The following is a 14,394-nucleotide window of genomic DNA, read 5'->3' as shown; positions in this document are numbered from 1 at the left end:
CTATGCACTTTCGGCTTCTAGCGTCGGTAGCATGGGACGGCTGTTTATGGCGATCGGGGATTCCTTTACCGAAGGTGTGGGGGACTGGGAACCCAGGCTGCCCAACGGGGTACGCGGATGGGCCGATCGCGTGGCCAAGCAGCTATCCAAAGCGGATCCCGAGTGGCAGTACGTGAACCTGGGAATCCGCAGCCGACGGCTCCAGTCGATTATCGACGAGCAGATCCCCATAGCCCTGGAACTCAGGCCGGAGGTGATCACCTTTTATGCCGGCGGCAACGACATCCTGGAATTCCGCAAGGACATGAAGGAATTCCTTGCCCGATACTCGCAGGCTGTCGAAGCCCTGGTTTCCACGGGTGCCAAGGTCCTGCTGTTCACCGGGTTCGATATCCCCGTGCACCCGGTGCTCGCCCCGTTCAAGCGGCGCAACTGGCGCTTCAATGACCACGTGCGCCGGCTCGCTGAACGCTATCCGGACTCAGTAGTGCTCGTTGACTACTGGAATTGGGAGGCGTACCGGGATAAGCGCATGTGGGATATCGACAAGTTGCACATGAATCGTGCCGGCCATCGCTACATGGCCATCAGGATCCTGGAGATCCTCGGGTATCCACACCAGCTGGTTTTCGATCCCTTTGGCGCCGCGGACCGGGTCGGATTCTGGCAGGCCACGCAGCGCGACGTGGAGTGGCTGAGGCAGTGGGTGCTGCCGATGTTCGGGCGGCGCATGCGCGGCATTACCCTGGGGGACCAGCTGCGTCCCCGCTGGCCGGAGCCGATGCATCCGGCCAAGGGGATGAAGAAGCAGTTCCGCAAGCGCCGCAAAGCAGAAGAGCTGCGGCACCTGCGGATTTCCGAGGTCGGCTAGTTCCTTAGCTGCCTAGCTGCCTGGGTTTTCCATTGCTTCTGGACTCATCCACGCGATTTCCCAGACGTGGCCATCCGGGTCCTGGACGGCTGCCTGGTACATGCCCGGGAATGGCTCATCTGCCGGGCGGTAGACGCTGCCGCCACCGGCCTCGGCCCGCGCAACGAAGTCGTCGACGCCTTCGCGGGTTTCTGCCGAGAGGGCATTGAGGGTTTCCCGCAGGCCGCTTCCGAGCGCCGGCTTATCGCCGTTGACCAGGAAGCTTGCGAAGAACTCTTGGCGCAGCACCATCACGAGAATGTTCTCGGCGATGATCCATGAGGTGGCATTTTCATCGGAGAACGTCGTGTTCTTGGTGAAGCCCATGGCCTCGTAGAACTTGTCGGCTCTGGCTAGATCGGCGGTCGGTAGGTTGACGAAAATCATCTGGCCCATGGGTTTCTCGCTTCTGCGTAGGGGGAATTCCTCAGTGCAAAAACAACTTTGCTGGACGCATGAACCGAGCGCAAGAGCTATGCGGGATTAACCTTGAAATGAAACAAGGCCCCGCTAAGGCACGCAGTTAAGCGCGGCCGTGCGGGGCCTTGAACCAAACCCTTGAATTCTTGAGGGCTTCGGGCATTCAAACGGGGACTAGATCAGTGCCTTGGTGATTTCCAGCGGGATGCGATCGCGGGTGTAGGTGATGTGGTCGTAGCCGTGCGGCGCCGGCTTGCCATCTTCGCCGATGTTCACGAAGACGATCTTCTCGATGGTCAGGATCGATTCCTGGGTGAAGATGTTGCGCACCTCAGCGCGCAGGGTGACCGAAGTCCGGCCGAAGTCGATAGCGGTCAGGCCCATCTCGATCAGGTCGCCTTCCTTTGCGGAGGCGATGAAGTTGATCTCGGACATGAACTTGGTGACAACGTGCTTGTTGCCCAGCTGGATGATCGAGTAGATCGCAGCTTCTTCGTCGATCCAGCGCAGCAGGCTGCCGCCGAACAGCGTGCCGTTTGCGTTCAAGTCTTCTGGGCGAACCCACTTGCGCGTATGAAAAGTAATACCCTTAGCCATACACAAAATGCTAAGTCAGATCGGGTGCATTGCGCTGTAAGGTGCTCCACAATGTAGGGGAAAACACATGCGATTCATGCATTGAATACCAAGTGGACGCGTGATTGGGGCGGGTGCCGGGAGAACTGGCCCAATGCTTCTTGCCTGCTGATGGCTGTATCCAAGGTGCTAAGCGGCAATGCTGTTGATAAGGTCAAATCAAGCAGCATGAATCAACGGACCCAGGACTAAAAGGCAGGTGAAGATGACCTATCCTTCGGAAGGGAATAACGAAACTATTCCCACCGATTTCGACGACGTCGTTCAGCAAGTTTCTACCGGTGAGCTGGAACATGATCGCATCGATTCCCTGCTCAAGGAAGCCCATGAGCGATACGCGGATGCAGACGACGGGCTCCTTGCCCACTACATTCCGATCCTGGGCCAAGCGGACCCCAATCTCTTTGGCATCGCCATGTCCCACGTCGGCGGCTCTGTCCACATGGTTGGCGATTGCGATCACCTGTTCTCGATCCAGTCGATCTCCAAGATGTTCGTCTACGCGCTGGTGGTGCAGGAGCATGGGCGCGAGGTCGTTCGCGAACGCATCGGCGTGAACAATACGGGCATGTCTTTCAACTCTGTGATGGCCGTCGAATTGAACAACGGCTTGCCGATGAACCCCATGGTCAATGCCGGCGCCATCGCCACGACAGCAATGATGCCCGGCAAGACCGCTGCCAAGAAGTGGGAGAACGTCCGGGAAGGGCTCTCCGCCTTTGCTGGCCGGGCGCTGAGCCTGGATGACGAGGTCTACCACTCCGAATCGCTGGCCAACGAGCGCAACAAGGCCCTGGGTCATTTGCTCAAGAGCTACGGGCGGCTGGAGAACGAACCTGCGGATGCCGTTGATGTGTACACCAAGCAGTGCTCGCTGAATATCAGCGCGCATGATCTTGCCGTCATGGGCGCGACGCTGGCCGATGGCGGAGTGAACCCGGTGACCGGAAAGCGCGTCGTCGATGCAGACGTTTGCCGCGATACCCTGGCGACCGTGGCCTCCAACGGCTTGTACGAGCGTTCTGGCGAGTGGCTGTTCGAGATCGGGATTCCGGCTAAGTCCGGGGTTTCTGGCGGCATTGTCGCGGTAGCTCCGGGCAAGGGCGCCATTGGCGCGTTCTCGCCGCCCTTGGACATGGCCGGGAACTCGGTGCGCGCGCAGCTGGCCATCGGGCAGCTTTCGCGTGCCATGGGCCTGAATCTGTTTGCGTCGGCGCCAGATCGGGAAAGCTGATCCCGGGCGTTTCACGCATTATCCAAAAGGCGGATTGATTCGCTAACTAGCTAGACTTTTATGGACAGGTGGATGGCCTTTGCCGTCCATCTTTCGCCATTCGGCGCCGGATCGTTTCGAGAGTTGGAAGCACCATGCAAAGGTACTGATCAGCTACTGGTTAGCCAAAACCTTCGACGCCATGAGAATGCGCTTCCGCGGCGGTTGCATTCTTTCCTATGGCGGTGCAGGCCGGCGGCAGCGACATGTGACGTCCGGGGGTTGTAAAACCTACTAAACAAGCTTTACTTAAAGTGTGTGTCACTGGGGGCACCTGAAACTTTGAGGATGCGTAATTCATGAAGAAAGTAACCAAAGCAACCATTGCTGCTGTTGCAGCCGGAGCGCTGTTGCTCGGCGGCGCTGGAACGATCGCGCGCTGGCAGGCGCAGCAGACTATTGACGCGGGCACCGTGGAAACCGGCCACCTGAACTTGACGACCAACGGGGAGGGCAGCTGGCAGGACATCAGCAATCCGGAAGCGCCCGAGCCGTTCGACCCGGCAACCCAGCAGCTCGTTCCCGGGGACGTTGTTGCGTTCAGCCAGACCGCCACCATCGATGCCGAAGGCAAGAACATTGCTGGATCGCTGAGCGTCGACCAGGCGGCTACGGCGCTGGGAGCGTTGGAAGGATACGTGACCGTCGCTCTGCAGGTCGATGCATCGGCGCCGGGGATTACGGAGGAAGCTGACGGCACACTGAGCTTTGCCGATCCGGGCACCTATTCAGTTCCATTCCTGATCACCGTCACCTTTGCCGAAGGAGCGGTGGGGGACACCCCGCCGTCGACCTACGACCAGCCGCTGGATCTTGAAGCGCTGACGCTGACCTTGGACCAAGTCCGCGCTTAGTCATGGAACGTGGATTGGCTGGTGCATGCCCAAACCCTTGAAGTTCGCCATAGTCGCGGTTGTGCTCTTGCTGCTGGGTATCAGCGCGCAAAGCACGGCCGCAACTTGGCGCGCCGAAAGCACGGTGGATCCGCCAGCCTTGAAAACCGGTTCGCTGGCATTGCTGGCCGGTGGCGAAACCGAGCACCAGTTCGCGAAGCTGTCCGGCAGTGAGCTGATCCCCGGGGCGTTTACGCAAGCATCACTGGTGATCAGCAATGCTGGCACTGTGGACTTGACCTATCAGCTGGATGGGGCGGTCAATGCGACCGCTTCGCCGACTGCCGCTGATCGTGCCCTGTCCAGCGTTTTGCAACTGAGCATCTATTCCGGCATGGACCAAGCGGCCTGCGAAGCCGACCAGCCGTTGGCCGGGGAACGGCTGTATGCCGGGCCGCTGGGATCCACCGCCTCCTTCGCAGCTGCCAGGGTGCTGCGCGCAGCGCCGGCGATGGCGAATGAGGCCTTGTGCATTCGTGTTTCGGTTCCCTCCGGGGCACCTCAAACGGCTTCCGGCGGGAAAGTAGCGCTCAAGCTGGGGTTCGCGGGGCAGCAACGATGACAATTGGGAATCGCGTCCGGCGCAGGGAACAGCAGGAACGCACAGGGATCCGGTGGTGGTGCGGTCAGGTGCTTTCCTGGCTCGTGCTGTTCATCGTCCTTGCCCTGATTGCCGTCATGATCGTGGTTCCGAAATTGGGCGGGGCGACGGCGTATACCGTGCTCACCGGATCCATGCGGCCGCATTTGCCGCCCGGTACTTTGGTAGTGGTGAAGCCGATTGACCCGCAGTACCTTCGCATTGGCGAGGTTGCCACCTACCAGCTGGAATCAGGTGAGCCTGAAGTCGTTACGCACCGTGTTTCCGCTATCGGCGCGAGCCTGGGCGGGGAAGAACAATTCATTTTCCGCGGGGATGCAAACAATACCGATGACGAGCCGGTGCAACCCGAACAGATCCGGGGCGAGCTCTGGTATTCCGTCCCGCTCCTGGGATACGTGAACAGCGCGCTGTCACTCCAGCAGAGAACGTGGCTGACCTGGATCGCAGCGAGCGGATTGATCGTGTATTCGCTGGTGATGTTCGGCGGGGCATGGCGTGAACGGCAGGGGAAAGGGCAGCGATGAAGCTCCGTTTTCTTGCAGCCAGCGCGGCCATGACGGCCGTGATTCCCTGTGCGGCACTCGGCCTGGCACTGCCCGCATCAGCCGCGGAAACTGACCAGGGCCTAAGCTACAGCTTGGACGGCCGGGTCTATTCCGATGCCCCACCGCAGGTATTTGGAGGAGGTCCGGTCTTGGCGCCTGGCGTTGAATCCACAGGATCCTTGTGGATTCGCAATGACCGGGAGTCGGATATCGAAGTCCGCATCCGGACGATCGAGCCCGCTGCGTCAACCCGGATCTATTTCGAAACAGCCGGAGCCTCGGTAGTCCGGTTGGAACCTGACAAAGCCGCGGAATTCGGACTGAGGGTCGGACTGCCCTGGTCGGCGAAAAATGATTCGGAGGACCAGCAGGTGCCTTCGTTGCAGGTGCGCATCGACGCCGTCGAATTAGCAGGCGGAGATGGGCAAGCTCCGGATTCTTCGCGGCCGCCTGACGAAGGGGATTCGCCCGACAGTGATGCGCCGAGGGAAGAGCTGCCCCAATCGGATCCTCCCGAGCAGCATGATGGGCTCGGAGATACCGGGTTCCGCGGTGCGGCGCTGCTTGCGGCGGCAGGCATCGCGGGTATCGGGGGATTATCGTTGCTTGCTGCGCAACGCAGGAAACAAAAGGAACTTGAAACGGACGGAGTGGAAGAATGAGCGACCGTTCAATGCGCATCAAGGCAATTCTGTCCTTGGGCATCCTCGTAGGATTCGGCACCGTCTCGACGCTGGCCTCATGGACCGGACAAGCGACAGCTACCTCGAACGTCAGCACGGCCACCGTTGCCCTGGGAGTTGGAGCTACTGCGACCAGCGCAACCTCGGCCAGCTACCAGATGCCCATCAGCGGCAATAACCTGTTTCCGGGCTCGACATCGGCATCCGTCGTGACAGTGAAGAACACCGGTTCCATCTCGGCGCCCTATGTTTTCGGCGGAAGAATCACCGAATCGGGCAACGCTGCGCTGGGGGCGGCACTCAATATCGTTGTAAAAACAGGCGCCACGGTCAGCGGCACCGGCTCCAGCGTTACTTGCTCGGGCGGAACCACGCTGCTGTCGAAGAACGCTGGATCCCAGTTCGGCAGTGCCTCGGCCGCCAGGCCCTTGGCCGCCGGCAGCAGCGAAACCCTGTGCGTGCAGTACTCGCTGCCAGTAACCGCGGCCAATACCCTGCAGGGCGCCACGACGGCAATCACCCTGGACTTCACCTCGACGGTGGGTTCATGAGATGAAGTTGAATCGAACTGGACCCCGCACAGGATCTTCGCTGACGCTGTTCCAGCGCCTCGTGCTGAACGCCTGCGCCGCGGCCGGGACCCTGTGCCTGGTCATGGCGGTGCTGGCGTTGGCTTTCGGGATCAAGCCCCTGGTTTTCGCCTCGGGATCAATGGGACCGGGCATCCCCACTGGTTCGCTGGGTCTGGCTGTTCCGACCGCGGTAGAGGACGCCGCCATAGGCGACGTGGTTTCGGTGGTGATCAGTGACGAAGTGCGGGTGACGCACCGGGTTGTCGAAAAGACGGACGAGGGGCTGATCCTCAAGGGTGATGCCAATCCCGTCGCGGACCTGCAACCGTATGCGGTGGACAGCGTCGACAAGCTGCTGGCCAGTGTACCGGTCCTGGGCTACGTCGTATCGTGGCTGTCCCAGCCATGGGCCTATTCTCTCGGCGGACTGCTGTGCGCCTACCTGCTCTATGTCGCGTTCATCAAGAGGGATGGTGGAAGCGGCCGACTTTCATCCGGGCAGGGCGTGAATGAGGCCGAAATGGACCCAGGCCCTTTTGCTGGTCGCGAGCATCAAGCCACTGAATTTCGGGTATCCGGAGCTAGTCGGGAATCCATGCCGCAACGATCTCGGCGACGGACCCTGATTCAGATGGCTGGCATGTTTTCAATGCTCACGTTGTGCCTTTTGCCGATTCAAATCGAACAAACCCAGGCAGCTTTCTCCAGCCAAGCGGCGGCTTCCGCCACGGCTACTGCGCTCACGGCTCTGCCCCCAGCCAACGCTAAATGCACAGGCAATGTCGGGGACCAGCAAACCATCCGATTCGATTGGTCAGTTTCCGGCCCAGAACCAACGTCCTATACCATCACCGGACAACTCAATGGCAGCTCGACGGTAAAGACAGAGTCGCTTGCTGGCAACACGCGAAGCTACACGACATCCCTGTCTTCGAGCCAGGGTCTACTGGGTGCCCTGCTGGATTTGCTCGTAGGCTTCGACAGAAAATTCACGGTGGCGATCAGGGCGAATTACGGATCATGGAGTTCAGCCCCCGTGAGCTTTACTCAAATTCATGGCAGCGCCGGACTTCTGGGCATCAACAAGCGTTTAACCTGCCAACCGCACTAGTGTGGCAGCGAATATAGACCATTGATAATCAGATCAAGGCCCACCGCAAAGGTCTTTGACGCCCGGTCCTCGTCGCCCAGGGCAGTGGCCAGTGACTCGCTGAAAGCGCGTGTCGACTCTCCGTCGATTTCCCATACATTCTCGGGTGCCGCCGCGTCCAAGGCGGATCCGAGCACAAAGGAGTCGACGATCGTGATGGCCTGCAGACGTCGCTTCGGTTCGAACCCGGCCATAGCGAAGGCCTCGGCCAGTGCATCGTAGACGCGCAGCGTGGTGTTGTCGCGGACTGTGTGGCTGGTGAGTAGCGGGATCAGCCGTGGGTGCCTTGAATACGACTCCCAGTAGGACGTGGAAATTTGCCGTACGATCTCCTGCCAGTCGCTGGAAGCGTTATCTGGCAGGCTGATCGCCGACATGGCCCGGCCTCTCATTAGCTCGATGATCTCATCCTTGCCGGACACGTGGTTGTACAGGGACGAAGCGGAGACCGAGAGGGCCTTGGCCAATTGCGGAAGCGTGAACTCGCCATGGGCGTCGACGAGCTTGAGTGCGGCATCGGCGATTGCGGCGGTGCTGAGCTTCGGCTTGGAAGGCCTGGCCATGAATTCTCCCGTTGTTGAAGGTTCTGGGTAGAGCTTACACAAATAAACGAAAGTCATTCGTTAAATCTCTTGCGCCGAGGCCGCCGCTGGACCTAATCTGTAAACGAATACCATTCGTTTAATATCCGAAGGGGAGCCCAATGCAAGAGATCCTGGCCCTTGAACCACCCGTTTCCCCAGCGCGTGCCGAAGCCAAGTCGCGCGGCGAGATCACCATTGCGCTGGTGCAGCACCGCTGGCGCGAAGACCCGCGGGAACTGCGCGGGGAACTGGAAGACGGCATTGCCCGCGCGGCCAAGCATGGCGCGCGCATTGTCTTCCTCCCAGAACTGACCCTGGGCAAATATCCGGCCTTCGAGATCCCGGACGCCGACGCCGCGGACGAGACCGCCGAGGATCTGGAGCACGGGCCGACCGTGGCCTTCGCCCGCGAGATGGCCGCGAAGTACAACCTGCACGTGCACATCTCGCTGTTCCGCAAGGCTCCGGCCGCCGACGGGTTGGGACTGAACACCGCAGTGGTTCTTTCCCCGCAGGGCCGGATCGTCGCGCTGACCAACAAGCTGCATATTCCGCGGACCGCAGGCTACTACGAGGACAAGTACTTCCGCGAAGGGCCCAATGACGAGCCCTATCCGGTGCACCGCATCGCGGCGCTCGGGGACCTGGCCATGGGCCTGCCCACCTGCTGGGATGAATGGTTCAGCGAGCCGCCGCGCATCTATTCGCTGGCCGGAGCGGACCTGCTGGCCTATCCCACCGCAATCGGTTCCGAGCCGGACCACCCGGACTTCGACACCGAGCCGCTGTGGCGCCAGACCATCATCGGCAACGGCATTGCCAACGGGCTGTTCATGGTTGTCCCCAACCGGTGGGGCGACGAGGGAGCACTGGACTTCTACGGTTCGTCATTCATCTCGGACCCCTACGGCCGCATCCTGGCCCGCGCCCCGCGCGATGCCTCAGCGGTGCTCGTGGCCACCTTGGACCTGGACGCCCGGCGCGACTGGCTGGCGCTCTTCCCATTCCTGCGCACCCGCCGTCCCGATACCTACGCGGCGCTGGCGGCGCCGCGCGAAAACGCCCAGCTGGGAGAACGGACGCAGACCCATGCCTGAGTTGCGCATGCTGGCAGAAACCGAAGCCCATGAGCGCATCTTCATGGCATTTCCCTCCGGCGGCTACACGCTGGGAGAAACCGAAGCGCAGGCCGAAGCGGCCCGCGCCGCCTGGAGCGCCGTGGCCCGGGCGGTCAGCGCTTTCACCCCGGTCACGATGGTGGTGGACCCGGCCAGCGAAGCCGCAGCCCGGCGCCATCTGGGCGATGCGGTCGCCTACTGCCTGCACCCGCTGGACGATGCCTGGATGCGCGATTCCGGCCCGAGCTTCGTGCGCACCGCACAAGGCCAGCTCAAGGCGGTGAACTGGAACTTCAACGGCTGGGGCGCGCAGAGCTGGGCATCCTGGGACAAGGACCGACTGGTGGCGGGCCATGTCGCGCGCCTTGCCGGGGCAGAGGAGATCCGGGCGTCGATCACCAATGAGGGCGGCGGGATCCACGTGGACGGCGAGGGAACGGTGCTGGCCACGCGCAGCGTCCAGCTGGATCCGGGGCGCAACCCGGGCAAGACCGAGAAGGACATCGAGGACGAGTTCGCCCGGCTGCTCGGAACCCGGAAGACCATTTGGCTCGATCGCGGGCTGAGCCGCGACAACGAGGAATTCGGCACGCGTGGCCACGTGGACATCGTCGCCTGCTTCGCCCGGCCCGGTGTCGTGCTCTACCACGACCAGCAGGATCCGCGGCACCCGGACCACGCGATTTCGCAGGCCGTGCGCGAACGGCTTGAGCAATCAACCGACGCGCAGGGACGGGTGCTGGAGCTCATTGCCGTGCCGGCACCGACGGTGCTGCGCGATGCCGAAGGCTGGGTGGACTATTCCTATATCAACCACCTGGTGACCAACGGCGGGGTCATCGCCTGCAGCTTCGATGATCCCAACGACCACCAGGCCGCGAGCATCCTGGCTGCGGCCTATGCCGGACGGGAAGTGACCAGCGTGGATGCGCGCGAGCTGTTCGCCCGCGGCGGCGGCATCCACTGCATCACCCAGCAGCTGCCCGCCACCGAACGGGGATAGGCGCCTAGCCCAGGCCGACCGCGCGGCGACGTTCCAAGAAGACCGGTTTCGCCGCCGTGCGAGTCGCGGAAAACAGGGGGTCGGCCGCACGCCGGCCCAGGGCCAGGTCGGCCAGGTATTCGCCGATGGCGGGCACGAATTTGAAGCCGTGGCCGCTGAATCCCGCGCCGACGGTGACCGGCCCCAGCGAATCGAGGATGAAGTGCTCGTCGACGGTGTTGGCGTAGGTGCAGGACACCGTTTCGTAGCGCGAAGGATCCGCACCCGGAAGCCAGCGTGCCGCGTAGTCCTGCAGTCCGCGCAGCTGTTCGTCGCTGGCCTGGTGCGGCCGGTGCTCCGGATCGATGATCCGTCCGGAACCATGCCAGCCCACCTTGATGCCTTCCCCCGGAGTGCGCATGCCGTAGATGGGCCCGAAGACGCGTGATCCGATATCCCGTGCCGGATCCAGGGTGTGGTTGAACCCCGGCCAGTGCGCCGGCAGGTCCTTCTGCGCGAAATGCACCGGGTGCTCTTCGGTGACGTGGATGGCAGGAAGCTTGAGCGCATCGCCCAGCAGCAGCCCGGTCCAAGCCCCCGCGGTGACGATGGCATGGCGGGCACGGATGGCCGACATGGTGCCCTGGTGCTGGACTTGCACTTCGACACGGTCATTGGCAAGCACCTCCAATCCGGTCACCCGGTGCCCGTATTCCATGGCAGCCCCGTGCGCGACGGCCAGCTTCTGCAGCGAAGCTACCGCAAGATCGGCATTGATCTGGCCGCCGGCGGGGATATGCAGGACTTCGGTCTCGAACTTCATTCCCGCGAAACGCTCTTCGGCCGCAGCGATGCTCAGCAGCTCGCTGCCGAATCCTGCGTGGGCGAGGCTCTGGTGCATTGCCCGTTGTTCGGCAACGATTCCGTGATTGACCAATCCGGTGCGCTCCAGCAGCGGAGTGCCGGCTTGCTCGGAAAGCGAATCCCACAAAGCATCGGAACGCGTCAACAGGCGAAGATACTCCGGTTCGGTGTAAGCAGGATTGAAGTTGCGGGTTGCTCCGTGCGAGGCGCCCTCCATATGGCCCGGGGCAAAGCGTTCCAGCAGCAGCACCTCGTGCCCGGCAGAGGCCAGGGACCACGCGGCCGCCGAGCCCATCGCGCCGCCGCCGATAATCAGGAAATCTACGTCATTGCTCACCTCTACAGCGTAAAACTCCAAATGAAGCGGGCTCCATTCAATTGACTCATTGGCCGTGGACTAACGTAATAGAGGATGGGAATCGGGAAAGCGGAGGCAGCGTGCAACTAGTGGCGGTAATCGGCTTGGCAGCCGCGGTATTCGTGGGCGCCTCCACGCAACGAATCTCCGGAATGGGGTTCGCACTGGTCTCCTCGCCCTTCCTGGTCATGGTCTTGGGACCCCATGATGGAGTCATGCTGGTCAACCTGCTCGGCGCCTGCAGCAGTTTGCTGATCTTTGCGCAGGTCTTCCGTCAGGTCGAGTACCGGAAGGTCGCCTTCATGCTCATACCGGCCATGCTCATGACCGTTCCCGGAGCTTGGCTGGCGAACTCGCTGGAGGGTCCATGGCTTTCCATCGGCATATCGTTCATGGTGATCCTGGCACTGGTTTCGAGCTTCATGATTCGAGATCTCGCGATGGCCCAAAGCAAGGGATTGGCCGTCGGTGCCGGGGCAGTTTCCGGTTTCATGTCGGTGACCGCCGGTGTCTCCGGCCCGGCCATCGCGGGATACGCCGTGGCCAGCCGCTGGCCGCAGGCGCAATTCGCCATCTCCGTTCAGCTCTACTTCCTGGTGCTGTCGCTGACGTCCCTGGCCGCCAAGGGCGGCATGCCTCACCTGGATTGGCAGCAGTGGGGTGCCTGTCTTGGTGCGATGGTGCTGGGCATCTTGCTGGGCAATTACCTGGCTCCGAGGATCCCGCAAAAATTCAGTCGCGCATTCGTGATACTGATTGCCTTCGGCGGTGCCGTGAGCCTGATGGCCAGCGGCTTGGTCGACTTGGCCTCCCACTAGCGCAGTGCGCTGCTGCGCGGTGTGCGGCGGCGCCGCGGGCGGTACACGTTTTTCAATGAAAATGAGAGAATGTACTCCGTGCATTCCCAATATCCCGATGTAACTCTCAGCAAACGAGTCAGCGAACTAGACATTGAGCGCCGTGCCCTGTGGGCTGGCCTGTTCTGTTCCCTATTCGGGTTGGTTGTGGGGCTCATTGTCTTTGCCGGTGAACGTCCGCCGCTCTTTGGCGATCTGTCCGTGGGCATCGTCTCCGCCGCTTGCGGTGCTGTCTCGGCCGGAACCAGCAGCGCCTATGCTTTCCGTTCGATGCTGAGGGCACGGGAACCGTGGTTGAAGAAGATTCCCAAATGGCGCCAAATCGTCACGGCCCTGGGCCTCGTATTGGTGCACGTAGCCAGTTCTGTCATGATCCTGCTGGTTGTGTTCCATTTGTTCCAACAGGCCTTCTACGGGCTGCATCTGGATGTGCTGGCAGGCGCGTTGGCGGTCAGCGTCGCCACGGGCATCTCCGCCTACCTGTCCTTGGAAGCAACCGCGCGGATCAACGCGGAATCACTTTCCGTGGTGCTGGGCATCTTCATGGGCGCTGGCGTGCTGATCAGCATGCTGCTGGCTGAAGACCAAGGCTGGTGGCAGAGCATGTTCTCTTCGCTGGGAACAACCCAGGCCGGCATGGGCTCCTTCTGGACCTTCAACCTCACCCTGGTGATTTCCGGTTTGGTGCTGGCGGCCTTCACCGAGTTCCTGACCCGCGACCTGGTCCGCCTGGCGCAGTCCTACCGTTGCCGCCCGGCGCTGGAAAGATACAGGATTGCACGAATGGTGCGTCCGCGGCCGTGGCTTGTCCGCTGGTGCTTGCTGATTGTTTCGGTGGGCATTATCGGCATTGGCTTGGTTCCCTTCGACGTGGCCATGGAAGTGCATTCGGCCTTCGTGCAGATGGTCTCGGCAGCCATGATCTTCTTGCTGCTGGGCACCGTCGTGCTGCTGCCTGGCTACCCTGCGGTGTTCCATATGCTGTCCTACGCGGCCATTGGCGCGATCTGGGCGGCCTTCCAGCTGTGGACCGAATGGTCCTACTACAACCTGACCGGTTTCGAGCTCTCGGTCGTGGCCATCATGTTCAGCTGGATCTCGGTGTTCATCCGCACGACTTCGGCGATGACCCAGGACCGTTCAGAACCCCGAACCACCCACTCGCCTTCCGAAGTAGCCAAGGCGAAGAAGTCCGCGGCCAAGGGCGGCTGAACTTGAATATCCGTCGGAAGGCTGAAGCATTTCGCCACTGCAGGCCGGTAGCCTGAAAATATGTTGATTGCGGAAAAGCTCTACTTGCTAATGGCCGATGACTCCGAAAAGCCGGAGACAGTTGTATCAGCTACGGGATACGGCATGAATGCTGCCATCATCACCGACTTGATGATCGCTGGGCGTGTGGCGTTGAGCGAGGATCAGCATCGGCAGATCCACCTCATCGGTGCCGGCCCCTGCCCGGATCCAGTTCTCGCCGCGCCTTTGGAAAAGCTGGAAAAGAGAGGCAATCTGAGCCTCGACGAAGCGGTGAAGATCAATTCCTTGTGCGATGCCCGCTCGCTGACCGATTCCTTGGCCAAGGCCGGGATTATCGAATACGGCGAACGCACACTGCTGGGCTTGGGCAAGCAACGGGTCCGCATCATCAACCAGCAGATCCAGCGCCAGATCCGGACCGATTTGCAAGGCGCCCTGCACGGACAGAAGATCCCGGGAACCAGCGATACCACCGTGCTCGCGATCTTGCAGGCGATAGGTCTGGTGAACCATGTGCTGGAAGACGAGCTGGCACCCATGTCGGGAAGCCAAGCGCAGTCCCGGATTGCGGAACTCGCACAGGATTCACCGGCAGCCGATTCAGCGCAACGGGCAGTGGCAGCGATGAACGCCGCCATCGTTACCCAGCGCGTCATTCCGCCCGCGCCTGGCAAGAAATAGCTGGACGGCG

17 protein-coding genes are annotated in these 14,394 nt (G+C 61.6%); 13 read left to right on the top strand and 4 right to left on the bottom strand.

Features of this window, described 5'->3' with window-relative positions:
• The first annotated feature begins 31 nt into the window (after window positions 1-31).
• Window positions 32-871 (top strand): SGNH/GDSL hydrolase family protein, encoded by an 840-nt coding sequence (locus ACIQTS_RS03735; RefSeq protein WP_402471337.1) that lies wholly within the window; start codon window positions 32-34, stop codon window positions 869-871.
• A gap of 12 nt (window positions 872-883) precedes the next feature.
• Here ACIQTS_RS03735 and ACIQTS_RS03730 read toward each other — a convergent pair whose 3' ends face one another.
• A complete protein-coding gene (locus ACIQTS_RS03730) occupies window positions 884-1,306 on the bottom strand; it encodes a VOC family protein (protein ID WP_332489207.1) in 423 nt (140 codons plus the stop codon).
• Window positions 1,307-1,504: 198 nt separating this feature from the next.
• Window positions 1,505-1,927, bottom strand: coding sequence for an acyl-CoA thioesterase (locus ACIQTS_RS03725; protein ID WP_105656140.1), 423 nt, complete (start codon window positions 1,925-1,927; stop codon window positions 1,505-1,507).
• A 244-nt stretch (window positions 1,928-2,171) separates the two neighbouring features.
• On the opposite strand from ACIQTS_RS03725, the gene glsA reads away from it, so the two are divergent.
• The 7 genes from glsA to ACIQTS_RS03690 all read left to right on the top strand — a co-directional run bounded on the left by glsA (window position 2,172) and on the right by ACIQTS_RS03690 (window position 7,647).
• Window positions 2,172-3,200: a glutaminase A gene (gene glsA / locus ACIQTS_RS03720; protein ID WP_105656141.1), complete on the top strand. Its 1,029-nt coding sequence runs from the start codon at window positions 2,172-2,174 to the stop codon at window positions 3,198-3,200.
• Between the two features lie 338 nt (window positions 3,201-3,538).
• The gene (locus tag ACIQTS_RS03715; RefSeq protein WP_332489206.1) at window positions 3,539-4,093 is read left to right on the top strand and encodes an alternate-type signal peptide domain-containing protein; all 555 of its coding nucleotides are present in this window, start codon (window positions 3,539-3,541) and stop codon (window positions 4,091-4,093) included.
• 25 nt (window positions 4,094-4,118) lie between these two features.
• Window positions 4,119-4,694: a hypothetical protein gene (locus ACIQTS_RS03710; protein WP_402471333.1), complete on the top strand. Its 576-nt coding sequence runs from the start codon at window positions 4,119-4,121 to the stop codon at window positions 4,692-4,694.
• Between the two features lie 68 nt (window positions 4,695-4,762).
• Window positions 4,763-5,260 (top strand): signal peptidase I, encoded by a 498-nt coding sequence (locus ACIQTS_RS03705; RefSeq protein WP_402471332.1) that lies wholly within the window; start codon window positions 4,763-4,765, stop codon window positions 5,258-5,260.
• A complete protein-coding gene (locus ACIQTS_RS03700; protein WP_402471330.1) occupies window positions 5,257-5,943 on the top strand; it encodes a hypothetical protein in 687 nt (228 codons plus the stop codon). The genes ACIQTS_RS03705 and ACIQTS_RS03700 overlap by 4 nt, the downstream gene beginning before the upstream one ends.
• Window positions 5,940-6,515 carry a hypothetical protein gene (locus tag ACIQTS_RS03695; protein ID WP_332489202.1) on the top strand — a complete coding sequence of 192 codons (576 nt, stop codon included), beginning with the start codon at window positions 5,940-5,942 and terminating at the stop codon, window positions 6,513-6,515. Before ACIQTS_RS03700 ends, ACIQTS_RS03695 begins: the two co-directional genes overlap by 4 nt.
• 1 nt (window position 6,516) lies before the next feature.
• Entirely contained in the window at window positions 6,517-7,647 is a 1,131-nt protein-coding gene (locus ACIQTS_RS03690; protein WP_402471327.1) for a signal peptidase I, read from the top strand.
• Here the strand turns inward: ACIQTS_RS03690 and ACIQTS_RS03685 are convergent.
• Window positions 7,644-8,249: a TetR/AcrR family transcriptional regulator gene (locus ACIQTS_RS03685; protein ID WP_402471325.1), complete on the bottom strand. Its 606-nt coding sequence runs from the start codon at window positions 8,247-8,249 to the stop codon at window positions 7,644-7,646. The two genes, ACIQTS_RS03690 and ACIQTS_RS03685, sit on opposite strands and share 4 nt — an antisense overlap.
• Before the next feature lie 140 nt (window positions 8,250-8,389).
• Between ACIQTS_RS03685 and ACIQTS_RS03680 the strand changes: the two genes are divergently transcribed.
• Window positions 8,390-9,367, top strand: a complete 978-nt coding sequence (locus ACIQTS_RS03680; protein ID WP_402471323.1) for a nitrilase-related carbon-nitrogen hydrolase — start codon at window positions 8,390-8,392, stop codon at window positions 9,365-9,367.
• Window positions 9,360-10,391, top strand: a complete 1,032-nt coding sequence (locus tag ACIQTS_RS03675; protein ID WP_402471321.1) for an agmatine/peptidylarginine deiminase — start codon at window positions 9,360-9,362, stop codon at window positions 10,389-10,391. Before ACIQTS_RS03680 ends, ACIQTS_RS03675 begins: the two co-directional genes overlap by 8 nt.
• Before the next feature lie 4 nt (window positions 10,392-10,395).
• Here ACIQTS_RS03675 and ACIQTS_RS03670 read toward each other — a convergent pair whose 3' ends face one another.
• Window positions 10,396-11,571 (bottom strand): FAD-dependent oxidoreductase, encoded by a 1,176-nt coding sequence (locus ACIQTS_RS03670; protein ID WP_402471319.1) that lies wholly within the window; start codon window positions 11,569-11,571, stop codon window positions 10,396-10,398.
• A gap of 101 nt (window positions 11,572-11,672) precedes the next feature.
• Here ACIQTS_RS03670 and ACIQTS_RS03665 point away from each other — a divergent pair, with 101 nt between their 5' ends.
• The 3 genes from ACIQTS_RS03665 (at window position 11,673) to ACIQTS_RS03655 (ending at window position 14,384) form a co-directional block, all read left to right on the top strand.
• On the top strand, window positions 11,673-12,410 hold the full coding sequence (locus ACIQTS_RS03665) for a sulfite exporter TauE/SafE family protein (protein WP_402471317.1): 738 nt from the start codon (window positions 11,673-11,675) through the stop codon (window positions 12,408-12,410).
• Between the two features lie 78 nt (window positions 12,411-12,488).
• On the top strand, window positions 12,489-13,661 hold the full coding sequence (locus ACIQTS_RS03660) for a hypothetical protein (RefSeq protein ID WP_402471315.1): 1,173 nt from the start codon (window positions 12,489-12,491) through the stop codon (window positions 13,659-13,661).
• A gap of 60 nt (window positions 13,662-13,721) precedes the next feature.
• The gene (locus ACIQTS_RS03655; protein WP_359185219.1) at window positions 13,722-14,384 is read left to right on the top strand and encodes a GPP34 family phosphoprotein; all 663 of its coding nucleotides are present in this window, start codon (window positions 13,722-13,724) and stop codon (window positions 14,382-14,384) included.
• Window positions 14,385-14,394 lie beyond the last annotated feature (10 nt).

The organism is Glutamicibacter sp. NPDC090743, from assembly GCF_044769125.1.
Taxonomy (GTDB): domain Bacteria; phylum Actinomycetota; class Actinomycetes; order Actinomycetales; family Micrococcaceae; genus Glutamicibacter.
This window is presented reverse-complemented; position numbering and strand designations above follow the sequence as displayed.

What these genes read in the sequence shown, in the direction of transcription:
- ACIQTS_RS03735 (WP_402471337.1), top strand. Translation starts at nt 32, where the DNA reads ATGGGACGGCTGTTTATGGCGATCGGGGATTCCTTTACCGAAGGTGTG.
- ACIQTS_RS03730 (WP_332489207.1), bottom strand. Translation starts at nt 1,306, where the DNA reads ATGGGCCAGATGATTTTCGTCAACCTACCGACCGCCGATCTAGCCAGA.
- ACIQTS_RS03725 (WP_105656140.1), bottom strand. Translation starts at nt 1,927, where the DNA reads ATGGCTAAGGGTATTACTTTTCATACGCGCAAGTGGGTTCGCCCAGAA.
- glsA (WP_105656141.1), top strand. Translation starts at nt 2,172, where the DNA reads ATGACCTATCCTTCGGAAGGGAATAACGAAACTATTCCCACCGATTTC.
- ACIQTS_RS03715 (WP_332489206.1), top strand. Translation starts at nt 3,539, where the DNA reads ATGAAGAAAGTAACCAAAGCAACCATTGCTGCTGTTGCAGCCGGAGCG.
- ACIQTS_RS03710 (WP_402471333.1), top strand. Translation starts at nt 4,119, where the DNA reads ATGCCCAAACCCTTGAAGTTCGCCATAGTCGCGGTTGTGCTCTTGCTG.
- ACIQTS_RS03700 (WP_402471330.1), top strand. Translation starts at nt 5,257, where the DNA reads ATGAAGCTCCGTTTTCTTGCAGCCAGCGCGGCCATGACGGCCGTGATT.
- ACIQTS_RS03695 (WP_332489202.1), top strand. Translation starts at nt 5,940, where the DNA reads ATGAGCGACCGTTCAATGCGCATCAAGGCAATTCTGTCCTTGGGCATC.
- ACIQTS_RS03690 (WP_402471327.1), top strand. Translation starts at nt 6,517, where the DNA reads ATGAAGTTGAATCGAACTGGACCCCGCACAGGATCTTCGCTGACGCTG.
- ACIQTS_RS03685 (WP_402471325.1), bottom strand. Translation starts at nt 8,249, where the DNA reads ATGGCCAGGCCTTCCAAGCCGAAGCTCAGCACCGCCGCAATCGCCGAT.
- ACIQTS_RS03680 (WP_402471323.1), top strand. Translation starts at nt 8,390, where the DNA reads ATGCAAGAGATCCTGGCCCTTGAACCACCCGTTTCCCCAGCGCGTGCC.
- ACIQTS_RS03675 (WP_402471321.1), top strand. Translation starts at nt 9,360, where the DNA reads ATGCCTGAGTTGCGCATGCTGGCAGAAACCGAAGCCCATGAGCGCATC.
- ACIQTS_RS03655 (WP_359185219.1), top strand. Translation starts at nt 13,722, where the DNA reads ATGTTGATTGCGGAAAAGCTCTACTTGCTAATGGCCGATGACTCCGAA.